The following is a 22,986-nucleotide window of genomic DNA, read 5'->3' as shown; positions in this document are numbered from 1 at the left end:
GCGTGTAACAAGCTAAGCATAATAAAAATATTCAATCAGTTAAGGATTAATATGAACAACACACACACTTTTAAACGCGCGACTTTATTTGCAGCAGCAATAGGGCTCTTAATGAGTTTTTCTGCGCTTAGTAAAGAGTATAAAGTAGTTTTAATTCATGGTTTGCAAGTATCCCAGCTTACCAATAAAGCAGGTAGTGATGTAGTAAACGATGGCCAAAGCTATTGGCAGTCTTATTGGGTAAACCGTGCCGACGAGCGCATTGACTGGCCTGCGTATGAACGAATAGAAGGAAAAATTACTACAGATTGGGTATGGCCCAAGCTACAACAGATCTCTCGCTCAAATTTATGCGAGCCAGGCTGCGTGTTTGTAACCCACTCTACCGGTGACTTAGTTGCCCGATATATTATAGATAACCAAGAAAACTGGCTAGAAAACGCGGGTTTAAAACCGCTTAATATTATTGCTACCTTTGATTTAGCAGGTGCTGGTGGCGGTAGTGAATTAGCCGACTTAGCGGTGAGTGCGTTAACCGGCGCATCGTGGAATTTTGCTGTAGATGCTGCATTAACTTGGTGGCTAGGCAGTGAGGTTAATGAAGCGGTAGGTGTTTTACATGATTTAAAAGTTAATAATGCACGTAGAATCGCGCCATTACCTGATGCGCGCACTCCGCGTTTACGTTTTGTGGCCGATGGTAATGCTTACTTAGGTTTAACGGCTGGCTTTTTACGTGGTAACGATGATTCGGTAGTCGCTACTCACTCATCATGTGGCGCAAGCTCGGTAAGCTCATTTGGTAGTTGTAGTGCCAATATTGACACCAATGGGCGTTTAACTTCACAAGGTGATGCTGTTAGTAGCTTCATGCCATACCATTATCCATTAATGATGACTAACAGTTACAGCCATAACGAAATTCAACAAGCGCAGCACCAAGGTAATGTAACGGTGGCAATGAATAATATTAGCGTGGCTGGCGATACATTAGGATATGAAACTGTCGATGAAACTACCGGTAGTTGGTTTTGGAAAAAACAATACCGTTATGTAAAAGACTCTGATAATTTGAGTGCTTCAACGCTCATATATAATGTGATCCCATAAAGGTGATTGTGCGTGCGGCTTTATATGCTGCACGCTTTTGATACCAATTCGCTTTATGCAGTTATTTATTTTTAGGTAAGAAAACCTGAATGCAAATAGCATCAGGTTTACGTTCTAAAAGTGATTAACTGCTAGGGTCTGTTGACCTTTGCGGATTACAATTTGTTCAAACTAGGGGCGGTTTAATCGCGGCGCGAGGTTTGTAACCTAGTGGGCTAAGTCAAAACCGAGCAACAAAGAGTAAATCGCCCCTAGGCAGAACCCGAAGGGCTGCGCCTGTTTGGTATTGATGCTGCGTTATCGCCTATTTATGGGGAATAACCACACCACATAGACTCTGCCTTGCCTAAATACCAAACAGACTGCTGCAAATTAAACCTTGAAAGGTCAACAGACCCTAGTATTTATAGGATAAATAACAATGAAAAAATCCTACGTTATTGTTTTAGTAATAATAGTTACCGGCTTGATGTGGTTTTTAGGTAAAGGCAATGCTAGTTATTCAGTGTCGCAAACAACAGCTAAAGAGCATACAAAAACACCTGAATTTGTTGCTATGCCGGTAAAAAAAGAGGCATCAGCAGTTAAATCAAGCATAAAAAAAATGCCTAAAGAGCAGCATGAGTTTAATGAAGATATAGCTAAAGCAGCATTGGCGGTGGCGCAGCAATATCAACAAAACTTAGTATTCCCGCCTTATTCGCAACCTTTAACGGTATATGATGAAGACCGGCTAAAGCCAAATCAGTTTTTCCCGGTTACTAGCCCAGTAGGAGAGCAAGGCGGGGAGTTAACCTTAAGTTTATCTCAATATCGCTATGTCTATCCGCAAGCAATTGAATTAACCATAAGCGCACAAAATTTAGGTAAAGCACAGGTAACACTCAGTGATACGGATACTAAACAGCCGTTAAAAACACACAGTGGTGTTGCTCGTGACAATGAACTTGTAATTACGTTTAAAGGTGAGGAAGACTATCCTCGCAATTTACAGTTATTAGTTGAGGCCGACATTGTGGATAAAATGGTTCCTGTGGTGGCACAAATACAATATATGCCGCCTAGTGCAACCCTAACTAGCTTTGATAACGCATATCCACGTAATGATAATATGATAGTGCCTGCTAATTTAACAGTGATAAAAAGTGGTTTATATCGTTTAAGAGCTAACTTATACAGCGGTACTTCGCCATTAGCACATTTAGTTGCTAAAGCTCGTTTAAATGAGGGCAGTGAACAAATTGATTTTAAAGCGCATTGGTCTGTTTTGCCTAAGCAAACAAATGGCTTACGATTGAGTGACTTTGTTATTGAACGTATGTCGCCAAGCCCAGGTGAGCGAAACAGCTTTGGGCAAAGTAAAGTGAGTGAGTTTACTATTGAAGATTTTGCTTATGATAGCTTACAGCAGCTGCCTTACCAGGCGAATAAACAAGAATTGCAGAGTTTAGAGTTTTTACAAGGATTAGCTGCCGGTAAGTAGCAGCATAGAACAGAGTGAAGGGTTTGCATTACTGCAAACCCTTAAAAAATTAGCTTAAATTAATAGTAACCACGTCGGCTTGGTTTGCTTCATCTTGTTCAGGATTAACTGGCGCTTTTGGAATATCTGGTTTATCTAACGCGATATCGCCACCATCAATAACATCACCGGTTTGCAGATTAGCAAAATCAAACAACTGGTTATCAGCTAAATGCGAAGGTACAACATTTTGCATGGCAGTAAAAATACTTTCTATACGCCCTGGGTGCTCTTTATTCCATTGCTCTAGCATGTTTTTAGTGTGCTTACGTTGTAAGTTTTCTTGTGAGCCGCATAAGTTACACGGAATAATTGGGTAGCCTTGGCTAAACGCATATTTGCTTATATCGGCTTCTTTACAATAAGCCAACGGGCGAATAACCATGTGCTCGCCGTTATCACTCATTAGTTTAGCTGGCATACTTTTGAGTTTTCCGCCGTAAAACATATTTAAAAACAAGGTTTCTATCATGTCATCGCGGTGATGACCTAAAGCTATTTTTGTGGCGCGTAGCTCTTTAGCCGTACGATATAAAATACCACGGCGTAAGCGAGAGCAAAGTGAGCACGTTGTTTTACCTTCAGGAATAATATCGGTAACAATACTGTAGGTATCTTCTTCGACAATTTTGTATTCAATATTTAAATTATCAAGGTATTCAGGCAGTACATGCTCAGGAAAGCCTGGTTGCTTTTGGTCAAGGTTAACCGCAAAAAGGTCAAACTTAATAGGGGCAACACGCTGTAAATGTTGCAGCATATCGAGCATAGTGTAACTGTCTTTACCGCCCGATAAGCACACCATGATACGATCACCTTCTTCTATCATGTTAAAGTCCATGACAGCTTGACCTGTGAGGCGGCGTAAACGCTTTTGAAGCTTATTTAAGTTGTGTTGAGCTTTGGCTTGAGCAGAATGAGACACTACGCCCCCTTATAAATAGTACGGCAAAATTAATTGCTAAAAATAAAGGGGCGTATTATATGCCATATGTAATATCACAGCTACAGCAAACGTTAACTTTCTGCGAGTGGGCTTACATAGCCATCAGGTTTCAATGCAAGTACATCACAATCGAGGCTGTCAATAACATGTTCAGCGGTGTTACCCACTAATGCAGCACTTAAGCCGGTACGTCCCACAGTGCCAATAACCACTAACTCACTATTTAAACGATTTGCAATATCCGGTATTACATCTTCTGGCAATCCCTCTTCAATAAAGCATTGATCAGAGGTTAGGTTAAACTCATTAGCTAGTTCATTAGTTGATTCAATATGATGTTTTTTAACTGATTCATTGTAAAGCCCAGGGTTAAATTCTGGGATTTCTATGGCAATATTTACCGGTGTAGCAGGGTAGGCATTGACTAAGTTAAGCTTAGCATTAGCTAGCTCACATAAAAATTGTGCATCTTTAATTATGCGTTTATTAAGTGATAGGTGCTGCTCATTTTCACTGACTGCGTTCACAGCAGCTAAAATATTCCCTTGTGCTGGCCATTGCATATCTTTGACAAATAAAACGGGCGTTGGACACTTTCTGACTAAGTGCCAGTCTGTAGGAGTAAAAATGACCGCTTTAAGCGCACCGTGTTGATGAGTACCTTTGATAACCAAGTCGTATTTATCATTGATAACGGTATTAATTATTGCCTCGTATGGGCGATTATGCCAAATAACTTGCGTATCAATATTAATATTTTGATAAGGAGAGATTAGATCTTTGAGCCATAGCTCGCGATCTTTGAGGACGGCTTGGCGCATTGCTTCACGTTCATCACCTGATAGCATAGTAGTCATTTCGTAAGAGAAATCATAAACCGTCATAAAGGCGGTAATGCTCGCACCCGATTTTTTGGCTAAATCTATTGAACGCGCGAGGGCATTTTGATCGTCTTTAGTTGGGTCAATAACCGCGATAATACGTTTAATCGTTTCCATTGTGCTACTCCATTCACTTAACAGTTATACATTCAGTGTAACGCAAATACACAACAGTTAAAGGGGGTAGCACTAAGATTATTGTTCTATATCAATTTATTGATTTATTAACGTGGCTTTACAATCGCAGCTGTTTTCGCAAGCGCGTCATTATCTAAAATAGTAATAAACTTGCCTTCTACTTTAATTAAGTCAGCTTTTTGGAAACGACTTAACAAACGACTAATAGTTTCTACTGTTAAACCGAGGTAGTTGCCAATCTCACCGCGGGTCATGGTAAATCTAAATTCTTTACGTGAAAAACCACGCTCACCAAAACGCTCTGATAAATTATAAATAAAACTCGCTAGGCGTTCTTCGGCAGACTTTTTATTAAGTAATAGCAGCATTTCTTGGTCGTAAGTTATTTCACTACTCATTAAACGCATAATTTGCTGGCGAAGCTTGGGCAGTTTACCAGCGAGTTCGTCAAGGGTATCAAAGGGGATTTCACATACCATTGAGGTTTCTAGTGCTTGAGAAAAGCTTTGGTGCTGCATTTTATTAATGGCATCAAACCCAACAAGGTCGCCAGCTAAGTGAAAGCCGGTAATTTGTTCATCGCCTTGCTCAGACAAAGTATACGATTTAAACGAACCTGAACGAACCGCAAAAATTGCATTTAAAGGCGCGCCCGATTCAAATAAGTAGTCACCTTTGTGTAATGGTTTTTTTCGCTCAATGATCTCATCAAGTTTATCCATTTCTTGGCCATTTAAAGAAAATGGTAAACATAACTGGCTAATACTGCAGTTATTACAGCTAATGGCACAATTACCTTTAGCACGACTTTGAGAAAAATCCATAAGTTCAATCCGTTAAATTTCTATGCACGACATTTTATAATGTTAATGCACTAGCTTATCTGTTGCAATGATCAGAAGGTAGATACCATACCAAATGATAACACTGCCTAATGTTATTCGTGTCCATGGGTGATTAAAAAGCGTATTTAGCTTTTGTGCAGCCATACCTAAGGTGATCATGGCAGGAAATGTGCCTAGAGCAAATGCCAGCATAACTAAAGCACCATTAATGGCACTGCCACTGGTCATTGCCCAGGTAAGTGCAGAGTATACTAAACCGCACGGTAACCAGCCCCATAACGCGCCATAACCAAGTGCTTTAAAAGGCGAATCAATGGGCATTAAATACTTATTAAGTTTAATTAAGTGCTGCCAAATGAGGGTTTTACCTAGTTTTTCGAGCCACTGTAAGGTGGCGGCTAGGCGCATAATATAAACGCCAACCAGTAACATAAAAATACCAGCTAAAAATGACAAAAATAATGAAAAGGCAGAATTTTGCGTAGCAAACTGGCTACTAATACCCGCGACAAGGGCTCCTGCTAGCATATAACTTAAAGCTCGACCGCTGTTATAAGCTAGAGAATATAACCAGGTTTGGCGTTTGTTACTGGCAAGTTGTAACGAACTGGCAATGCCGCCACACATAGCAATGCAATGACCACTGCCAATTAAGCCCATTAAAAAAGCGCTAACAAATATAGGGTCAATCATTACTTTTATTGTGCTGCTCTTTGTCGTCTTCAAACAAAATGCTGTGGCCTTGCTTGTTTAAATCAGAGAATTGCTCGCCTTTTACTGCCCAAAAAAATACGCCAATAGCAATTAATACAAACAAAATAGCAATAGGAACTAAAATATAAATTATGCTCATAACTTTAATAGCCTTAGTGAATTACATATCACAATAATAGAGCTGGCAGACATACCAATAACGGCCATCCAAGGAGCAACTAAGCCCATGGCCGCTAGCGGTAATATAGAGCCATTATATAATAAAGAAAGTGTTAGGTTTTGTTTAATTATACGTCGTGTTTGCTTGGCAACGGTTAATAAATGCGAGATAGAGGCTAAGTCACTGTTAAGCAATACAACATCGGCACTGTTTTTAGATATATCGGCACCGGTTTCCATGGCGATAGATAAATGGGCACTGGCAAATACTGGGCTGTCGTTTACGCCATCACCAACCATAGCAACAATTTCACCTTGCGATGACCAGTGATCAACGGCATTTTGTTTATCTTTTGGACTGCAACTGGCTTGCACTGAGTTAAGCTTTAACTTTTTAGCGACTTTGGCACCGGCATCAGATGCATCACCAGTTAGCATATGGCAACTAAGGTTAGCCGCTTGTAAAACATTAATGAGCTTATCGGCATCAGCTTTAACTTTATCTACAAAGTAAAAGCGTGCAACAGCCTGCTTGTTTATGTAAAGCGTTGCTTGTGCGTTGGTTTTTTTTGTGTCAAACCAGCCACTTTTACCAATAGCGTAATGGGTATTATCGAACTGAGCGCTTATCCCAATGCCTGGGTGCAGTTGTACATCGTCAAATTTACGTTGCCCTTTAAACTCCTTAAATGCACTGGCAATAGGATGTTCAGAGTAACTTTCAAGCTGGGCTGCAATATCAAGAATTTGCTCTTTGCTGTAGTTATCATCAAGTATGTCAACCACGTCGAGGCTAAATTTACCTTGTGTAAGCGTACCTGTTTTATCAAAGGCAAATAAAGTGAGCTTTGATAGGGTTTCTAGCACATGTGCTTGCTTAATTAGTATACCTTTGCGGGTTAAGGTTGCTACAGCACACGTTAATGCGGTGGGAATTGCTAAGCTTAATGCGCACGGGCAAGTGGCCACTAACACCGATATAGTGATCCAAAAAGCAACATCAGGGTCTACCTGGTACCAACCAATGGCGGTTAGAGAGGCAAACACCAATAATACAGCAACAAACCACTGCGCTACTTTGTCGGTAATTTCAACCAGTCTTGGGCGTTTTGTTAGGGCATTATGTTGCAGGCGAATAATTTGATTAAGTAGGGTGTTTTGGCCTAGTTTATTGATTTTTATTTCAATAATACCATCATGATTAACCGTGCCTGCATACACATTATGATCAATATACTTTCGTACTGGTTGATGTTCGCCGGTCATCATAGACTCATCAACACTGGTACTGCCTTTAACCAATATGCCATCAGCAGGAATGGTTTCGCCAGCCTTTATTAACACAATATCGTTAAGTTTGAGTTTTTTGGCGGCAATGATGTGCTCATTACCTTGCTCATCGAGCGTACGTGCAGTAAGGGGTAACAACTTTTGCAAGTTGGCAGTGAATTCACTGGCCTTTAAACGCGCTCTAAATTCTAAGTATTTACCTAGTAAGAGTAAAAAGGTAAACATACAAATAGATTCAAAGTAAACTTCGCCTACTTCCATTACGGTGGCATAACAGCTGGCGCCATAAGCACCAAAAATAGCCAATGATACTGGTAAGTCCATATTCAGCTGCTTTGCCTTTAAGCCGTTAATTGCGTTACTTAAAAAGGGAAGGGCGCTGTATAAAATGACTGGAGTGGCTAGAATTAAACTGATCCATCTAAAGTACTGTTCAAAGTTGCTATCCATTCCAGAGAACATGCCGAAGTACATTGCAAAGGCAAACATCATCACTTGCATGGTCATCAAGCCTGCGACACCAAGGCGGCGAATATACGCTTTGGCTGTTTGTTGCTTTTGCTGGGCTTCTAAATCTGATTGGAAGGGGTAAGCTTTATATCCTATTTCAGCCAATGAGGTAATTAGCTCACTTAAAGGCGTGGCACTTTTATCCCAGTGGATCATGGCACGATTTGTTGAGGTATTTACATCAACGCGTTTTACCGATTTAAGGTTCAATAATTGCTTTTCAATTAGCCAGGCACAGGCGGCGCAGGTTATACCTTCAACACTCAGTAATACCTCAGAGTTGTCGTTGTGCGTACTAATAAACTCATCTTGGATATCTTCATTGTCATAACTTTTAATAAAAGCGAGCTGTTCAGGGACAAGTTGCTCTACTTTGCCGGCACTTACGGTGCGGTATTTGTAGTAGTCGGTCATTCCTTGGTCAATGATGTTTTGAGCAACCGCTTGACAGCCAATGCAACACATTGGCTCAGCGGTATTGTCTATAATAACGTGTGCGTCAAACCCTGCTGGCACACTTTCAAGACAATGAAAGCAATTTTTAGACATACTAAATACTACTTATAATTAGGAGTAACTAAAACGGTGGCTGTGGTTGGTAAAGTAATACTTTCTTTCATTTTCCAACTAGCATCAACAGGCTCAATAAACACTGAGTAAGCACCAGGCGTGTAGCTTTCTAATAATGCAGTAAACTCTTGATTAGCATTTGGAGTGAGGGTAGCTTCAAAATCATGAGCTTTTATAGTGCGATGAAAAAACGATAATTTTAGCGCGTGGATATTACTGGTATCGCCTTTAGTAAATTTAAAGCTTACTCGCTCATCAGATACATTTAGGTCACCATGTAAATACAAGGCTTTTGCTTTATCAAACTTAATCAGCTCTAAGTTGATTGCTTTGCCTTTTTTATAGTAATCGTCCACAACCATATCTGGGCCGTTACCAATGGCTGTAATAAATAAACTAATGCAGCCAATAATTGCAGCTAATGGAAAGAAGATTAAAAACCAAGGCCAAAAATTTTTATACCACGGAGTCGGTTGCATAGTCGCTCTAAAATTAATTAATGTGCGGCTATATTATAATAAATAGATCGAAAAGACTAAAAAAAAGCCTCCGAGTGGAGGCTTTTTTGATCTGTATTAATCTATTGAAATAAAAAGATTATAACTGAAACGTTTTGTTAACTTTATCGTTATTTATCTTGCGATAAGCTGTAAACGTAAGCAGTTAATAAGTGAATTTTATCTTCGCCTAAAATCTCTTTCCAAGCAGGCATTACACCAGCGCGGCCATGGTTAAGTGTTTCTTCAACTGCACGTTGAGAACCACCGTACAACCAAATGTTATCAGTTAGATTTGGTGCACCAAACGGTAAGTTGTGTGCAACTGAACCTTTACCATCTGCACCATGACATGCTGCACACATCGCGAATTTCGCTTTACCTGCATCGGCATCTTTTTGGTTAACAGTACGACCAGATAGGCTAAGTACATAAGCTGTCATTTCTTTAACGCCTTGCTCACCTAATGCATCACCCCAAGGTGGCATTGCTGCAACTCGACCTAAAAGTAATGTTTCTCTGATTTTGTCAGGTGTACCACCGTATAACCAATCTTTATCTGTTAGGTTAGGGAAGCCAGTACCACCTCGAGCATCAGAGCCATGACACTGTGCACAGTTTTGAGCAAATAAGCGCTGACCAATTTCAACCGCTAGTTGACCTTGCGTTTGCTCATGCTTAGTACCGTTTTCTAGTGCTACTTGTTGTGCTGCATCACCAGCAAACTTAGACTCTACTAAATCAGTAACAGGGATTTGTGCCAATTCATTGAAAATTGGGCCAAAACGCTCTTCAGCAGCACGATATTCTGCATCTAGCTTTACAAAGCGGCCATCTTCTTTAGCATCAATGACTGCTTCTTTCGATTCAGTTAAAGAAGTAACACCTTGGTTTGAGCTGGTCCACTTTGCTAAGCCTTCCCAGTTACCTAAACCTGGGTAAGCTGCTAAGTAATAAACAGACCATACAAACGTTGCGAAGAACATGTATGTCCACCATTTTGGTAGTGGATTGTTTAATTCTTCAATGCCGTCAAACTCATGTCCACAGCTTTCACCTTCTTTTACGCCTACATAGTTTTTTAAGTTCCAAACTAGTAGACCAAAGATAATGATTAAGCATGCAAGGGTTAATACAATAACCCATATACTCCAAAAGCTAGTCATTTCTCAGACCCCTTTTCCTCGTTAGAGAGTGTATTGTTGTGTTTTTTTTCATCTTCAAATATGACATTAGCAGCGTCTTTAAAACGACTTTTACTGCGCTTACTATATGCCCATCCAACAATCACAATAAATAATACTAAAATTACCAGAGTCAAAATGCCTCTGTATGTCCCGTAGTCCATAATAATCTACTTCAAATGTGTGCCAAGTTGTTGCAAATAAGCAATAAGGGCTTGCATTTCTGTTGCACCTTTACCGTCATTCATTGCGTCAACTTTAGCAATGTCAGCGATTAATTCCTCGTCACTGCCGTAACCTAAACCCGGGTGTTTTGGGTTTTCTGGGTTAATAGCAAACGTGTCACGGAAAATTTGTAGCTTTTTCAGAGTTAAGCTTGTATCAAGCGTGTTCTCTGCTAACCAAGGGAAGCCTGGCATATTCGACTCAGGAACCACTGCACGAGGGTCAACTAAGTGCGCATAATGCCAGTCGTCTGAGTAACGTTTACCTACACGTGCAAGGTCAGGACCAGTACGTTTAGAGCCCCATAGGAATGGGTGATCCCATACTGATTCACCCGCAACCGAGTAATGACCGTAACGCTCGACTTCATCACGAAATGGACGAATCATCTGTGAGTGACAGTTAGCGCAACCTTCACGCACATAGATGTCACGACCTTCAAACTCTAGTGCATTTAACGGGCGTAACCCATCAACGGGTTTAGTTGTGTCGTCTTGGAACATTAGCGGAGTAATTTCTACCAATGCACCAAAGCTGATTGCGAAAACAGTCAAGATGGCCATAAGGCCGATATTTTTCTCGATAATTTCGTGTTTATTTTGCGAATTTTTATTGCTCATTATCTGACTCCGTTATGCTAACTGCGCTTGTTCATCAAGTTCTAGCGAGTTATTTTTCGCTGAAACTGTACGATAAACGTTATAAGCCATAACCAGCATACCTGTAACGATGAATACACCGCCTAAGAAACGCATAACATAGAAAGGATGAGAGGCTTCTAACGACTGAACAAAGCTGTACATTAATGTACCGTCAGAGTTAACTGCACGCCACATTAGGCCTTGCATTACACCTGAAATCCACATTGCAACAATGTATAAAACAACACCCACAGTGTGTAACCAGAAGTGTGTATTGATTAATTTAATGCTGTACATACGACCTTGCGAGAATAACGCAGGAATAAGGTGGTAGATAGCACCGATAGAAATCATTGCAACCCAACCTAGTGCACCTGAGTGTACGTGACCTACTGTCCAATCTGTGTAGTGCGATAACGCATTTACAGATTTAATTGCCATCATTGGGCCTTCAAACGTCGACATACCGTAGAAAGACAATGAAACCACTAAGAAACGAAGTACTGGGTCAGTACGTAACTTATGCCATGCACCTGAAAGTGTCATAATACCGTTGATCATACCACCCCAAGACGGCACGAATAAGATAATAGACATCACCATACCTAAGCTTTGCGTCCAATCAGGAAGCGCGGTGTAGTGAAGGTGGTGAGGACCTGCCCAAATGTAAAGCGAGATAAGTGCCCAAAAGTGAACAACCGATAAACGGTATGAGTAAACTGGACGACCCGCTTGCTTTGGTACAAAGTAATACATCATACCTAAGAAGCCAGCAGTAAGAAGGAAACCTACAGCATTGTGTCCGTACCACCACTGAACCATTGCATCAACCGCACCGGCGTAAATTGAGTATGATTTAGTTAGTGAGACAGGAACAGCCATGCTGTTAACAATATGAAGTACTGCAACAGTAATAATGAAACCAGCATAGAACCAGTTAGCTACATAAATATGAGCCACTTTACGTTTAGCAATAGTACCCATAAATACAATAGCGTACGTTACCCAAACAACAGCAATTAAGATATCGATAGGCCACTCAAGTTCTGCATACTCTTTAGAACTTGAAATACCCATAGGTAGAGTAATTGCTGCTAGAACAATCACTAACTGCCAACCCCAAAAGGTGAAGGCGGCTAATTTATCTGAAAGAAGGCGCGTTTGACATGTACGTTGTACGACGTAATAAGACGTCGCAAAAAGAGCACTTGTACCAAATGCGAAAATTACTGCGTTCGTGTGTAACGGACGAAGTCGAGAGTAAGTTAACCATGGTGTGTCAAAGTTAAGTGCTGGCCAAGCTAGTTGGGCAGCAATCAGAACCCCAATACCCATGCCAACGATGCCCCAAATCACTGTCATAATAGCGAATTGGCGTACAACTTTATAATTGTACTCAGTTTGTGATGCTACTGTTTGGCTCATTTTCTGGCTTCCGCTGCAATAAATGCGTTTAGAAATGAATTACCTACTTGTTAAAGTAGGACCTACTATTATTCCAAAGTATACTATCTAAACCCCACAATATGTGGTTGTTAAAGATAATAATCTCAAGAAATACTTGTTTTTTTTGCGGTTGAAATGATAAATTTTTTGGCCTTAAAAAGATAGGTCAATTGCGTAATAATATGACATCAATCAAACTTTATTGAGTTGCTGTCTATTTTTTGAGGTGATTTGTACCTTACTCACTCATTAAAGCCGATAATCAACCAACTTGCCCTAAATGTTGGGCCCATACATTAGATATTTGAGAACTTGCATGTATATATATAGAGTATGCTTACTTTCTTTTCTATTATTTTTACTAGGTTGTGACTTTTCTGGATCAACATCAACAGCAAAAGTAAGCCAATCGCAAACCGAGTGTAAAAATAACAAACCATGTCATTTTGAAAATCAAGTTAAGGTTTGGTTAAGCGAAGAAACCTTATCACCAGAGACACCGTTTTCAATTTATGCTCACTTACCTAATGATCTAACAATAACAGCGGCTAAATTGGAGGGAGTAACTATGTATATGGGTTACATTCCATTGCAGTTTACCGAGCAAGGGAATATTTGGTTGGCCGATACTATGGTTGGGATTTGCTCAGAGCAAAATATGGTGTGGAAGCTTGTACTTACTACTAGCAATAAAAATACTGGCATAAGTAGTAATGTTGATTACTATTTTAACGTCACTTATTGAAAATTTTTACTATGGTGTGGTTTTTCAACTACGCTATTTCCGTATAACTCCAGTGGCAAAGCCCATTGTCCTTCACCTCACATGTAGTTACCTGAAACTGAAGCACGTCTGTTAGTGTAAGTATTTTAACTTAATAATAAGTATCCCTTTTGCACATCTACTTGCTTTAAAGATTATAGCCATCCTTTATTACCCACAAATACATTTATAAAGCCCTCGTCGATTTAACAGCTGTTTTTTATTAATGTGTAGTGAGCTCGTAATTCACTATAAGCATAAAATTTACCTGGTTAAAGCATATAGCAAAATTATTCAGACTAAATAAACAATCTACTTGCATAAATATGGTTAGTAATTAACACCTAGTTTTACCTTTTTAATAACGATCTGTGATTAACATGTTAATTTTCCTGTTTAGGGCACATCACCCTGATAATTACATTTGATTACAAACTCAACCTATTTGATTTCACGTGTGTTTTTTATGTGATTGAGCTTGCTTTAGTAGCTGATTTTTAAGTGTTTTTATTAATTAACAATGAAACAATGGTTAACAACAGTACCTTTTTTGTGTACATGCAAATAAGGGTGGTCTTTTATTGCTCTGTCGTTAAGTTTTCATTCAGTTAGGGGCGCCTAAGTTGCTCCCGCTCACTCAAAAATCTCATAAAAGTGAGTGTTGCCAATTTAGGTAAATTCAACAAGTAGGGTTCATTCATGAAAAAATCAACTCTTGGTTTAGCTGTTATTGCAGCAATCCCAATGTTCTCAAGTGTTCAGGTTTTAGCTGCAGACGAAGCAGCAAAGTCAATTGAAAAAATTCAAGTAACGGGTTCTCGTATCAAGCGTTCAGATATGGAAAACGCAAGCCCTGTTACACTTATCGGTGCAGACGACATCAAAGCAATGGGCGCTACAAGTATTGATAGCGTATTACAGAAAATGACCGCTACAGGCGGTGCAATGACAAACCCAGGCGTTAATAATGGTTCTGGTGGTAATGCCCGCATAGACCTTCGCGGTCTGGGTTCAAGTCGTACTCTAGTACTTGTAAACGGTCGTCGCATGATTGCATCGGGTACTGGTGCAGCATCAACTGTTGACTTAAATACAATCCCTGTTTCTATGATCAAATCAGTGGAAGTACTAAAAGATGGCGCTTCTGCAGTTTATGGTACTGATGCAGTTGCTGGCGTAGTAAATATTATCCTAAAAGATAATTTTGAAGGCCTAGACATGAATGTTAATTCAGCAATTACTGGTGAAGGTGACGCAACAGAGAACTCAATTGATTTCACTGTTGGTAGCTCATTCGATAAAGGTAACATTGTTATCGGCATGCAATACACTGATCGTGGTAAAGCATCTCAAGCTGATCGTGATTTCTCAAACTGCCCAATTGCTGAAGGTGCTAACGGTTTATATTGCACTGGTTCTTCATACAATGAAGGTGGTCATATCTGGAATGGTACAAGCGAGAAAGGGACTATCCTTGATGCTAAAGGTGAAGAAATACAAGTATCTCTAATCAATGATAATGGTGTAACAGGACGTGGTGGCGATTACCATCGTTATACTAATGAAGATGCTTATAACTATTCACCAGCAAGCTACCTTTACACGCCAATGGAGCGTTTAAACTTAACAGGTATCGCTACATACGAACTATCTGATGACACGAGCGTATTTGCTGAGTTTACTTATACTAAGCGTTGGTCAGAGCAACAGATGGCACCACAGCCAGTTTGGTTTGATTTTGAGTACGACACTGCGACTATGGGTAACTCATTATTAAGTCAAAGCTATGATAAGCGTGTTGATTTAGATGGTGACGGCTATTTAGATAAAGATGCTGATGGTAATTACATCACACAAGAAACGAATTACGTAAATGGTGATGCAATTTCTTACGGCCGTCGTATGTCTGACACCGGCGCGCGTTACTTTGAACAATCAGTTGATACTGTTCGTGCAGTAGTTGGTGCTGAAGGTTTTGTTGGTGATTACTCTTGGGACGTGTCAGCGAACTTCGGCCGTAATGACTCTGTTGACAAGCTAAGCAACTTACACAATATGGGTGCTATTCAAGATCAAATCCTTGAAGGTAAATTTAACCCACTTGATCAATCAGCTTGGGTTTCTGAAGATTTCCGCAAAAATGTGTACACTGAAGTTAATAACGGCGGAAGCCAGCTGTTTATTCTTTCAGCATCTGTATCGGGTGAGTTATTCGAATTACCAGCAGGTTACTCTGCATTTGCTGCAGGCATAGAGCGTCGTCAAGAAAAAGCATGGTTTACACCTGACTCTTTAACTGCACAAGGCCTTGCAAACGACCCTATGGTTGAGCCAACAGCCGGCGGTTTTGACGTAAACGAAGCTTATGTTGAATTTGCTATACCTCTACTAGCAGATGCTCCTCTTGCACAAAATGTTGAATTAAGTGCAGCTATTCGTGCATTTGATTACAGCACATTTGGTTCAGATGAGACTTGGAAACTAGGTCTTACTTGGAAAGTAAATGATGAACTAATGCTACGTAGCGTCGTTTCAACAGCATTCCGTGCGCCAACGGTTTCTGAGTTGTACTCTGGCAATTCACCATCGTTTGACCAAATTGATTATCCAGGTGCTCAAGACCAAGCAGAAGTAACTGTGGGTGGTAATGATTCACTTACTCCTGAAGAAGCAGATACTTTAACTGCTGGTGTCGTATACGAGCCACAATGGCTTGACGGCTTCTCAATGACGCTTGATTACTATGAAATCGATATTGAAAATGCAATCACTAAAGTAGATAGCCAATATATTGTTGATCAGTGTTTAAATAATGGTGCAAATGCTAGCACTGCACTTTGTCAGTCAGCAGGCGTATCTATGGATGCAACTGGCCGTGTTAAATTCAATAATCAATTACAAAATGTTGGTTCTGAAAAAACATCTGGGGTTGATTTAAATCTTGCATACAGCTTTGAAGTGGCTGGCCTGAACTGGAAAACAAGCTTAGACACAACTTACTTAGACGAATATGTTGTAGAAGTTACTGGTGACCCAGTTGACTATGCAGGCATTATTACATCAGGAACGGGTGGATATGCTGACTTTAAATCTAACTTAACTGTAAGTGTTGCAGGCGATAACTGGGATGCACAATACCAAGCTCGTTACATAGCTGGTATGGATAGCTTCGCATGTATCGGAAAAGAAGATTCTTGTTATGCACCAAGCACTCCAACAGTAGTTTACCATGATATCAGCGGTAATTACTTAGTGAATGACACAGTAACTTTATCTGCAGGTGTAAACAACTTGTTTGATAAGCAACCTCCTTACTACACAGGTAATAACGATTCAAATACTGACCCGTACACATACGATGTACTAGGTCGTCGTTTCTTCGCAGGTGTAAACGTTAAATTCTAATTTTAACTAATTAGAACCATTAAAAGGCCTAGTATTTACTAGGCCTTTTTTGTTGAACAAAATTAAAGAGGCACGTAAACTCAGGTAGATAACCAAAGGAGGCATCATTGTTAAAGCAAGACGAAAATTTATCGTTTGTTATTGAACCGCAATTATCACCGCGTGCAGAGCAGCGTCTCGATCTTTATTTTTCCATCCCAAATGAAATGGGTATTAATGCTCAAACCCTTAGCGAAGAGTCTTACTTTAATAACCAATTTAAATCTTTTGTAGCCTATAACGCTAATAATATTCATCTTCCATTGGTACGAAGCCGCTTTGTGAGTAAAAACAAAGGGGAGCAACAAGATTACCGACAAAATCTAAATTTATATTGTTATCAAGTACGCCTTGCTATTGATGCTGATATCAAAGATGCGTTAAAAATTCAAGAAAGCGATGAATTTTATCAACGGGCTATGGAGCTTTGCGAGCAAAGCCAAAGTCTACTTCGAAAACTCAGACGTTACACCCCTGATAACGAAAAGCTGATCCCGTTTTATACCAATGCTGATAACTACCTAAGCTGGCAGATTGAACAAACGTTTTTAAAGCTGCTTGATGAAGGGCCGCGTAGTAGCGATCACGCTAAAGAGCGAAATGACTTATTAAACTTTTGTAAGTCAGAGAGTGAGTATCGGGCAGAGCAACAATATAATTCTGACTCAACACTTAAAGACGCCAACAGAATTACCAATAAAATGCGCCTATTACAGCGTTTAATAGAGCATGGAGTGATTTTACAGCGCCAAACCCGATACCTTAATAGTTATTTAAAACGTTTGGTAAAAGGCTCTGTAACGGCTGTTATAATGGCCTTTGTGATGGTAGTAATACTCAATGCGCGTTCTACCTTTACTGAAATAACCGCTTCATTAATTTTAATTTTAGGGGTTATTTACGGGCTGAGAGAAATATTTAAAGAAGATATTACCCGTATTATTTGGCGTGCTATTGTACGGGGGCGGCCAAAATGGCGCTTTATTTTTAAAAACAGTATTACAAAAGATAAAGTAGCGAGCCAGTTTATTTGGTTAGAATACACGCGGTTTAAAAAAATCCCTAAAGAAGTGAGGAAAATTTTCTCTAAGCGTCGTCAGCAAAATAAACAGGCGGCGCAATGGCTGCATTTTGCTAGTGAAACGCGGGTCAGTGCTAAAGAATTTTTGCCAGGCTACGATAGCTTACAGCAAACACTGCAATTTAATCTTGCACCGTTTGCACGTTATTTAAAAAAGGGGGAAGGGAAGCTGTACCATTTAGAAAATAATAAAATTTCTAAGCAGGGAGTCGAAAGACGCTACCAATTAAATATGGTATTGGTTTTAACCGAATCTGATAATGCGCTGTATCAACGCTATAAAATCACTTTAAATCGCAGTAAAATTGTTAATATAGAGCTAATTTACACCAGTGACACTAAAAAAGAGGAATAACACAGGTTATTCCTCTTCTTTACTTAAACTAAACTAGACTATTTATCCGTTAGTCCTTTTTTGCTGTATAGCGTTACTTTGTCTGATACTAAGGTAATTTCGATATTTTTAGCGTCATTACCCCAAGTACAACTAGTATGCAGTGTTTTTTCTATACAATTATCAGCACTGCCTAAAAGAGCTTCAACTTCTGTTTTGTCCATACCAATTTTAATCTTTTCATAATTTTCTAAGTTTACTTTTGAGCAAGCAGCAAGACTCAGTGCCGCTGCAATAATAAGTAATTTTTTCATTGTTATTTTCCTTGAATAATACCGTTAATGATTAAATTTTCGAATTTGCACAATCATCCCCATACGCGGGTGATCAAAATAATGAATGTCTTCACTGAACACTCGCCTAAACTGTGAAAAGCGGGCTGATTCTAGATCGCCATTGTCACGTTTTTCACTTATATCAAAGTGTGCATTAATAAATAAGTAATGGCGCAAGTGTATTTTAAATAGCCCATCTAACTCCCATTTCATGTCGGAAGATTGAGCTTCGTCAAATAGTGGTTCAGGCGTATTTATTAAGCTAATAAAATCAGAATCGGCGTAACTAATCGCAGTGTTTATATTGTTTTTTAATTGGCTGCCTGCAAACAAATGAATGCTAGGCGAGCGTGACTTGCTCGCACCCTCAAATCGCCACCCGGTATGCAATAAAGGAGTTAGTCCTTTGCGGTTTAGAGCTTGGCGTTGTGATTGAAACTGCAATTGCCCAGGGGCTAACAGGTAAGTTTGCTCCATCGTCTCTTGTGCAGGTGCTTGAGGTATTACTGGTAACACATCGTAACTTTTTACATAATCAATGCTGTCGTTACACGCTGCTGACTGAGGATTTGAGTTGACTAAAGTGTCAGCAAAGGTACGTTTTTGAAAACGCGGATCGCCATTTATACACGCGTCCATTGCTTGTTTTTTATAAACAGGGCTTAGTAAATCTAAGGTGTTTTTATCTTCTATGGCGTCGTGCTTTAAGCTAAAGTCTTCTTGTAGGTATGGAGCAGGGCGTTGTTTAAATATCAACACTTCTACTTCAAACCAACGCTCTGCAAATGCAGTACTACTAAACAAGCAGCATAAAACAACCAGCGATTTTTTCAGCAACATTAATGGCTAACCTTTTTTTCGAAATCTGCAATCATAGCAGTGATCATTTTTAAGCGTTCACGGGCATTCGCCTCGCTAATGGCAAAGCGTAATTTATTTGCGCCATCCATCTTATAAATATGTGGCGCACTTTGTATCAAACCAATAATGAAGCTAGGATTAACCTTAGTATTCTGACTAAACTCAAAGTAGCCCCCTTTCGGGTTAGCCTCTATTTTGGTTATGCCTAAATTACTCGCTTGCATCTTTAGTTGTTGTAAACTAAATAAGTTTTTAGCTGCATCGGGTAATAAACCAAAGCGGTCTATTAATTCTACCTGCAGCTCATCAATATCAGCAAGGTTAGCACAACTTGCTACTCGCTTGTACATACCTAAACGCGCGTTAACATCATGAATATAATCATCAGGTAACAAGGCAGGTAACTTTAAGTCTACTTCTGTTTGTTTTTGTAATAGATTTTCAAGAGTTGGCTCTTGACCATTTTTAAGCGCGTTAACGGCCTGCTCAAGCATTTCCATGTATAAATTAAAGCCAATGGTTTGCATTTGCCCTGATTGATCATCGCCTAATAACTCACCCGCACCACGAATTTCTAAATCATGAGTTGCTAAGGCAAAGCCTGCACCTAAATCTTCCAGTGATGCAATCGCGTCTAAACGTTTTTTCGCATCTTTAGAGAGTGCCTTAGGGTTGCCGGTAAGTAAATAAGCATAGGCTTGGTGATGGCTTCTACCTACACGTCCGCGTAATTGGTGTAGCTGAGCAAGACCAAGTTTATCGGCTCTATCCATAATTATGGTGTTTGCTGTGGGCACATCAATACCGGTCTCAATAATCGTGGTACACACAAGAACATTGTATTTTTGATGATAAAAATCAGTCATTATTTGCTCAAGCTCTTGCTCTCGCATTTGACCATGTGCAGAGGTTACTGTTGCTTCTGGCACCCATTCGCTAATTTCTTGAGCGACACGTTCAATGGTTTCTACGTTGTTATGTAAAAAGTATACTTGGCCGCCACGTTTAATTTCACGTAGTACCGCTTCGCGAATAAGCTCTTCGTCGCGTTGGCGTACAAAGGTTTTAACCGCTAAACGTTTAGCCGGTGGAGTGGCAATAATTGATAAATCACGCATGCCACTCATCGCCATATTTAATGTACGCGGAATAGGGGTTGCGGTCAGAGTGAGTATGTCAACATCTGCTCTCAGGGCTTTAATTTTTTCTTTTTGACGAACCCCAAATCGATGCTCTTCATCAACAATTAACAGACCTAAATCTTTAAAGTTGATATCTTGTTGAATCAATTTATGAGTGCCAATAACCACATCTAGCTTGCCATCACTCATTCTTTCAAGGGTTTCTTTTTGCTCTTTGGCCGAATTAAAACGTGACAGCACACCCACTTCAATTGGAAAATCAGCAAAGCGGTCTTTAAAGTTATCGTAGTGTTGTTGAGCAAGTAGGGTGGTAGGGACTAAAATAGCCACCTGCTTATTATCGTTAACAGCTACAAAGGCTGCCCGCATAGCTACTTCGGTTTTACCAAAACCAACATCACCACATACTAAACGATCCATGGCTTGTTTTGACTGCATGTCACCAAGTACCGCTTCAATGGCGTTACGTTGATCATCTGTTTCTTCAAACGGAAAGCTATCACTAAATTGGCGATAAGCTTGGCCATCAAGCGTAAACTTATTACCTGGCTTGGCTTGGCGTTGTGCGTAAATATCGAGTAACTCTGCAGCCACATCGCGTACTTTTTCAGCGGCGCGTTTTTTCGCTTTATCCCAGGCATCAGAGCCGAGCTTATGCAGTGGCGCACTGGCCTCTTCACCTCCAGAATAACGACTAAGCATATGAAGTGCCGATACCGGCACATACAGTTTTGCTTCACCTGCATAAGTAATAGTCACAAATTCAGTCACCACACCGGCGGCATCAATCGTTTGCAGCCCTTGATAACGGCCCACACCATGGTCAAGGTGCACAACCGGTTGGCCTTCTTTAAGCTCTGCTAAGTTACGAATTAACGCGTCTTGGCTTGCTTCATACTTGTGCTTACGGCGTCTGCGTTGTGATACTTTGATCCCAAGCAATTCTTGCTCGGTAATAATGCTCAAACTTGGTTTAGTGCTAAGCACCACACTTTGCTCAAGCGGACTGACAATTAAACCAACGTCATTACTGCTGCTGGTAAACTGCTCAAAGCTATCAAATTCTTTAAATTTTAAGCCGCTAGGTTTTAATATACTCAGTAATGATTCGCGTCGACCGTCCGACTCAACACTAATAACCACTCGGCCTTTTTTCTTTTTTTGCTCAGCTACATAGTTAATAAATGCATCGTAGGGTTGGTGTTGTTTATGATCGATGCGTACATTAGGCAATTCATTAACTGCGAGATTTTTATTGCCCGCTTTTGTCCCTAGCTTTGCTTGCGATAGACGAATGCGGCCATAATTACCTAAATTGGAAAACAGCTCATTAATTGGCTGATATAACTCATCGGGCGGTAATAGTGGGCGCAGAGGATCTACTCGGCGGTTCTCATAGCGTACATTAACATCGTGCCAAAAGTTATCTGCTGCATGCTCTAAATCCCCTAATTGCATGACGGTTGTTGAGTCAGGCAAGTAGTCAAAAATGGTTGCTAAGCCTTCAAAAAACAGCGGCATGTAATATTCTATACCTGCTGGCCAATTACCCTTGCTGACCTGCATGTAGACTGAGTCTTGCTCAGCACTTGCGCCAAATTTTTCACGATAGCTTATTCTGAAACGTTCAATATCTGATTCGTTAGTAGGAAACTCATGAGCAGGTAGTAGCTCAATTTTTTCTACTTTTTCGTCTGAGCGCTGAGTTTCCACATCAAATAAACGGATGGTATCAAGCTCATCATCAAAAAAGTCGAGCCTAAATGGATGCTTACTCCCCATGGGGTATAAATCAACAATTGAGCCGCGTATAGCGTACTCGCCATGCTCCATGACTTGTTGCACATGTAAGTAACCCGCTTGCTCTAAATTGTCCCGCAGAGCATGAGTATCTAATCTATCGCCTACTTTAAAATTCAGCGTTGAGCCGTATATAAATGATGCTGGGGCAGTGCGCAGCATCAAGGTTGATACCGGAACAATGAGTACGCTTTGTTGCTCTTTTTTCAGTGTGTTGAGTGTTGCTAAACGTGCTGAAATAATATCTTGGTGGGGCGAGAAGTGATCATAAGGCAATGTTTCCCAATCTGGAAAAACCATTACTGGGTTATCAGGCAGCAAGTACTCTAATTCGGTTTCAAGGCGCAGAGCACTTGGTGTATCAGGGGTAACAATTAACACTAAGTTGTCTTGCTGCTTAACACCTTGTGCAATAGCAATGCTTAAGCCACTGCCTAGAAGTTCGCCCCATTGAATTTTATCTTTTTGAGATTTTACCCAAGGCAAGGCTGCCCATTGCTCAAACGCCATTAATTACTCCATTAAATTAGGCTCTTAACGAGTAAGAG

Annotated in this window: 19 protein-coding genes; 5 read left to right on the top strand and 14 right to left on the bottom strand. The window is 40.2% G+C overall.

Annotated features, from left to right (window positions below; genetic code table 11):
- Nucleotides 1-51: 51 nt before the first annotated feature.
- Together DK924_RS08140 and DK924_RS08135 are read left to right on the top strand one after the other, a co-directional pair.
- The gene (locus DK924_RS08140; RefSeq protein WP_055011768.1) at nt 52-1,110 is read left to right on the top strand and encodes a hypothetical protein; all 1,059 of its coding nucleotides are present in this window, start codon (nt 52-54) and stop codon (nt 1,108-1,110) included.
- Between the two features lie 421 nt (nt 1,111-1,531).
- Nucleotides 1,532-2,593, top strand: coding sequence for a hypothetical protein (locus tag DK924_RS08135; protein ID WP_109874839.1), 1,062 nt, complete (start codon nt 1,532-1,534; stop codon nt 2,591-2,593).
- Nucleotides 2,594-2,642: 49 nt separating this feature from the next.
- Here the strand turns inward: DK924_RS08135 and ttcA are convergent, their stop codons facing one another.
- The 11 genes from ttcA to ccoN form a co-directional block, all read right to left on the bottom strand.
- Nucleotides 2,643-3,557, bottom strand: coding sequence for a tRNA 2-thiocytidine(32) synthetase TtcA (gene ttcA, locus DK924_RS08130; RefSeq protein WP_109874838.1), 915 nt, complete (start codon nt 3,555-3,557; stop codon nt 2,643-2,645).
- Nucleotides 3,558-3,649: 92 nt separating this feature from the next.
- Nucleotides 3,650-4,576 (bottom strand): universal stress protein UspE, encoded by a 927-nt coding sequence (gene uspE / locus DK924_RS08125; protein ID WP_055011771.1) that lies wholly within the window; start codon nt 4,574-4,576, stop codon nt 3,650-3,652.
- Between the two features lie 107 nt (nt 4,577-4,683).
- On the bottom strand, nt 4,684-5,421 hold the full coding sequence (locus DK924_RS08120; RefSeq protein WP_010389589.1) for an FNR family transcription factor: 738 nt from the start codon (nt 5,419-5,421) through the stop codon (nt 4,684-4,686).
- 42 nt (nt 5,422-5,463) lie between these two features.
- Complete coding sequence (locus tag DK924_RS08115; protein ID WP_055011773.1) at nt 5,464-6,135, bottom strand: sulfite exporter TauE/SafE family protein; 672 nt, start codon at nt 6,133-6,135, stop codon at nt 5,464-5,466.
- On the bottom strand, nt 6,128-6,295 hold the full coding sequence (ccoS, locus tag DK924_RS08110; protein ID WP_008109812.1) for a cbb3-type cytochrome oxidase assembly protein CcoS: 168 nt from the start codon (nt 6,293-6,295) through the stop codon (nt 6,128-6,130). Before ccoS ends, DK924_RS08115 begins: the two co-directional genes overlap by 8 nt.
- Nucleotides 6,292-8,664, bottom strand: coding sequence for a heavy metal translocating P-type ATPase (locus DK924_RS08105; protein WP_109874837.1), 2,373 nt, complete (start codon nt 8,662-8,664; stop codon nt 6,292-6,294). Before DK924_RS08105 ends, ccoS begins: the two co-directional genes overlap by 4 nt.
- An 8-nt stretch (nt 8,665-8,672) precedes the next feature.
- Complete coding sequence (locus tag DK924_RS08100) at nt 8,673-9,164, bottom strand: FixH family protein (protein ID WP_010389596.1); 492 nt, start codon at nt 9,162-9,164, stop codon at nt 8,673-8,675.
- A 149-nt stretch (nt 9,165-9,313) separates the two neighbouring features.
- Nucleotides 9,314-10,348: a cytochrome-c oxidase, cbb3-type subunit III gene (ccoP, locus tag DK924_RS08095; protein WP_010389597.1), complete on the bottom strand. Its 1,035-nt coding sequence runs from the start codon at nt 10,346-10,348 to the stop codon at nt 9,314-9,316.
- Nucleotides 10,345-10,530: a cbb3-type cytochrome c oxidase subunit 3 gene (locus DK924_RS08090; RefSeq protein ID WP_010389598.1), complete on the bottom strand. Its 186-nt coding sequence runs from the start codon at nt 10,528-10,530 to the stop codon at nt 10,345-10,347. Before DK924_RS08090 ends, ccoP begins: the two co-directional genes overlap by 4 nt.
- A 6-nt stretch (nt 10,531-10,536) precedes the next feature.
- Nucleotides 10,537-11,211: a cytochrome-c oxidase, cbb3-type subunit II gene (gene ccoO / locus DK924_RS08085; protein ID WP_008109817.1), complete on the bottom strand. Its 675-nt coding sequence runs from the start codon at nt 11,209-11,211 to the stop codon at nt 10,537-10,539.
- A 12-nt stretch (nt 11,212-11,223) separates the two neighbouring features.
- Nucleotides 11,224-12,657 carry a cytochrome-c oxidase, cbb3-type subunit I gene (ccoN, locus tag DK924_RS08080; protein WP_013464670.1) on the bottom strand — a complete coding sequence of 478 codons (1,434 nt, stop codon included), beginning with the start codon at nt 12,655-12,657 and terminating at the stop codon, nt 11,224-11,226.
- Nucleotides 12,658-12,994: 337 nt separating this feature from the next.
- Here ccoN and DK924_RS08075 point away from each other — a divergent pair, with 337 nt between their 5' ends.
- From DK924_RS08075 to DK924_RS08065, 3 genes are all read left to right on the top strand, one after another.
- Nucleotides 12,995-13,423: a hypothetical protein gene (locus DK924_RS08075; RefSeq protein ID WP_010389601.1), complete on the top strand. Its 429-nt coding sequence runs from the start codon at nt 12,995-12,997 to the stop codon at nt 13,421-13,423.
- A gap of 717 nt (nt 13,424-14,140) precedes the next feature.
- Nucleotides 14,141-16,846: a TonB-dependent receptor gene (locus DK924_RS08070; RefSeq protein WP_010389603.1), complete on the top strand. Its 2,706-nt coding sequence runs from the start codon at nt 14,141-14,143 to the stop codon at nt 16,844-16,846.
- A gap of 107 nt (nt 16,847-16,953) precedes the next feature.
- Nucleotides 16,954-18,321, top strand: coding sequence for a hypothetical protein (locus DK924_RS08065; protein ID WP_010389605.1), 1,368 nt, complete (start codon nt 16,954-16,956; stop codon nt 18,319-18,321).
- 38 nt (nt 18,322-18,359) lie between these two features.
- Here DK924_RS08065 and DK924_RS08060 read toward each other — a convergent pair whose 3' ends face one another.
- Genes DK924_RS08060 through mfd form a run of 3 tightly spaced genes read right to left on the bottom strand, consistent with a single transcriptional unit; the run spans nt 18,360 to nt 22,948 of the window.
- Nucleotides 18,360-18,614 carry a DUF3862 domain-containing protein gene (locus tag DK924_RS08060; RefSeq protein ID WP_109874836.1) on the bottom strand — a complete coding sequence of 85 codons (255 nt, stop codon included), beginning with the start codon at nt 18,612-18,614 and terminating at the stop codon, nt 18,360-18,362.
- 24 nt (nt 18,615-18,638) lie between these two features.
- Nucleotides 18,639-19,475 (bottom strand): peptidoglycan binding protein CsiV, encoded by an 837-nt coding sequence (locus DK924_RS08055; protein ID WP_109874835.1) that lies wholly within the window; start codon nt 19,473-19,475, stop codon nt 18,639-18,641.
- Nucleotides 19,475-22,948, bottom strand: coding sequence for a transcription-repair coupling factor (gene mfd / locus DK924_RS08050; RefSeq protein ID WP_109874834.1), 3,474 nt, complete (start codon nt 22,946-22,948; stop codon nt 19,475-19,477). The genes DK924_RS08055 and mfd overlap by 1 nt, the downstream gene beginning before the upstream one ends.
- Nucleotides 22,949-22,986 lie beyond the last annotated feature (38 nt).

This window comes from Pseudoalteromonas sp. meg-B1 (assembly GCF_003173795.1).
Classification (GTDB): Bacteria; Pseudomonadota; Gammaproteobacteria; order Enterobacterales; family Alteromonadaceae; genus Pseudoalteromonas; species Pseudoalteromonas undina.
Note: the sequence above shows the minus strand (reverse complement) of the source record. Positions and strands in the feature narration are given on the sequence as shown.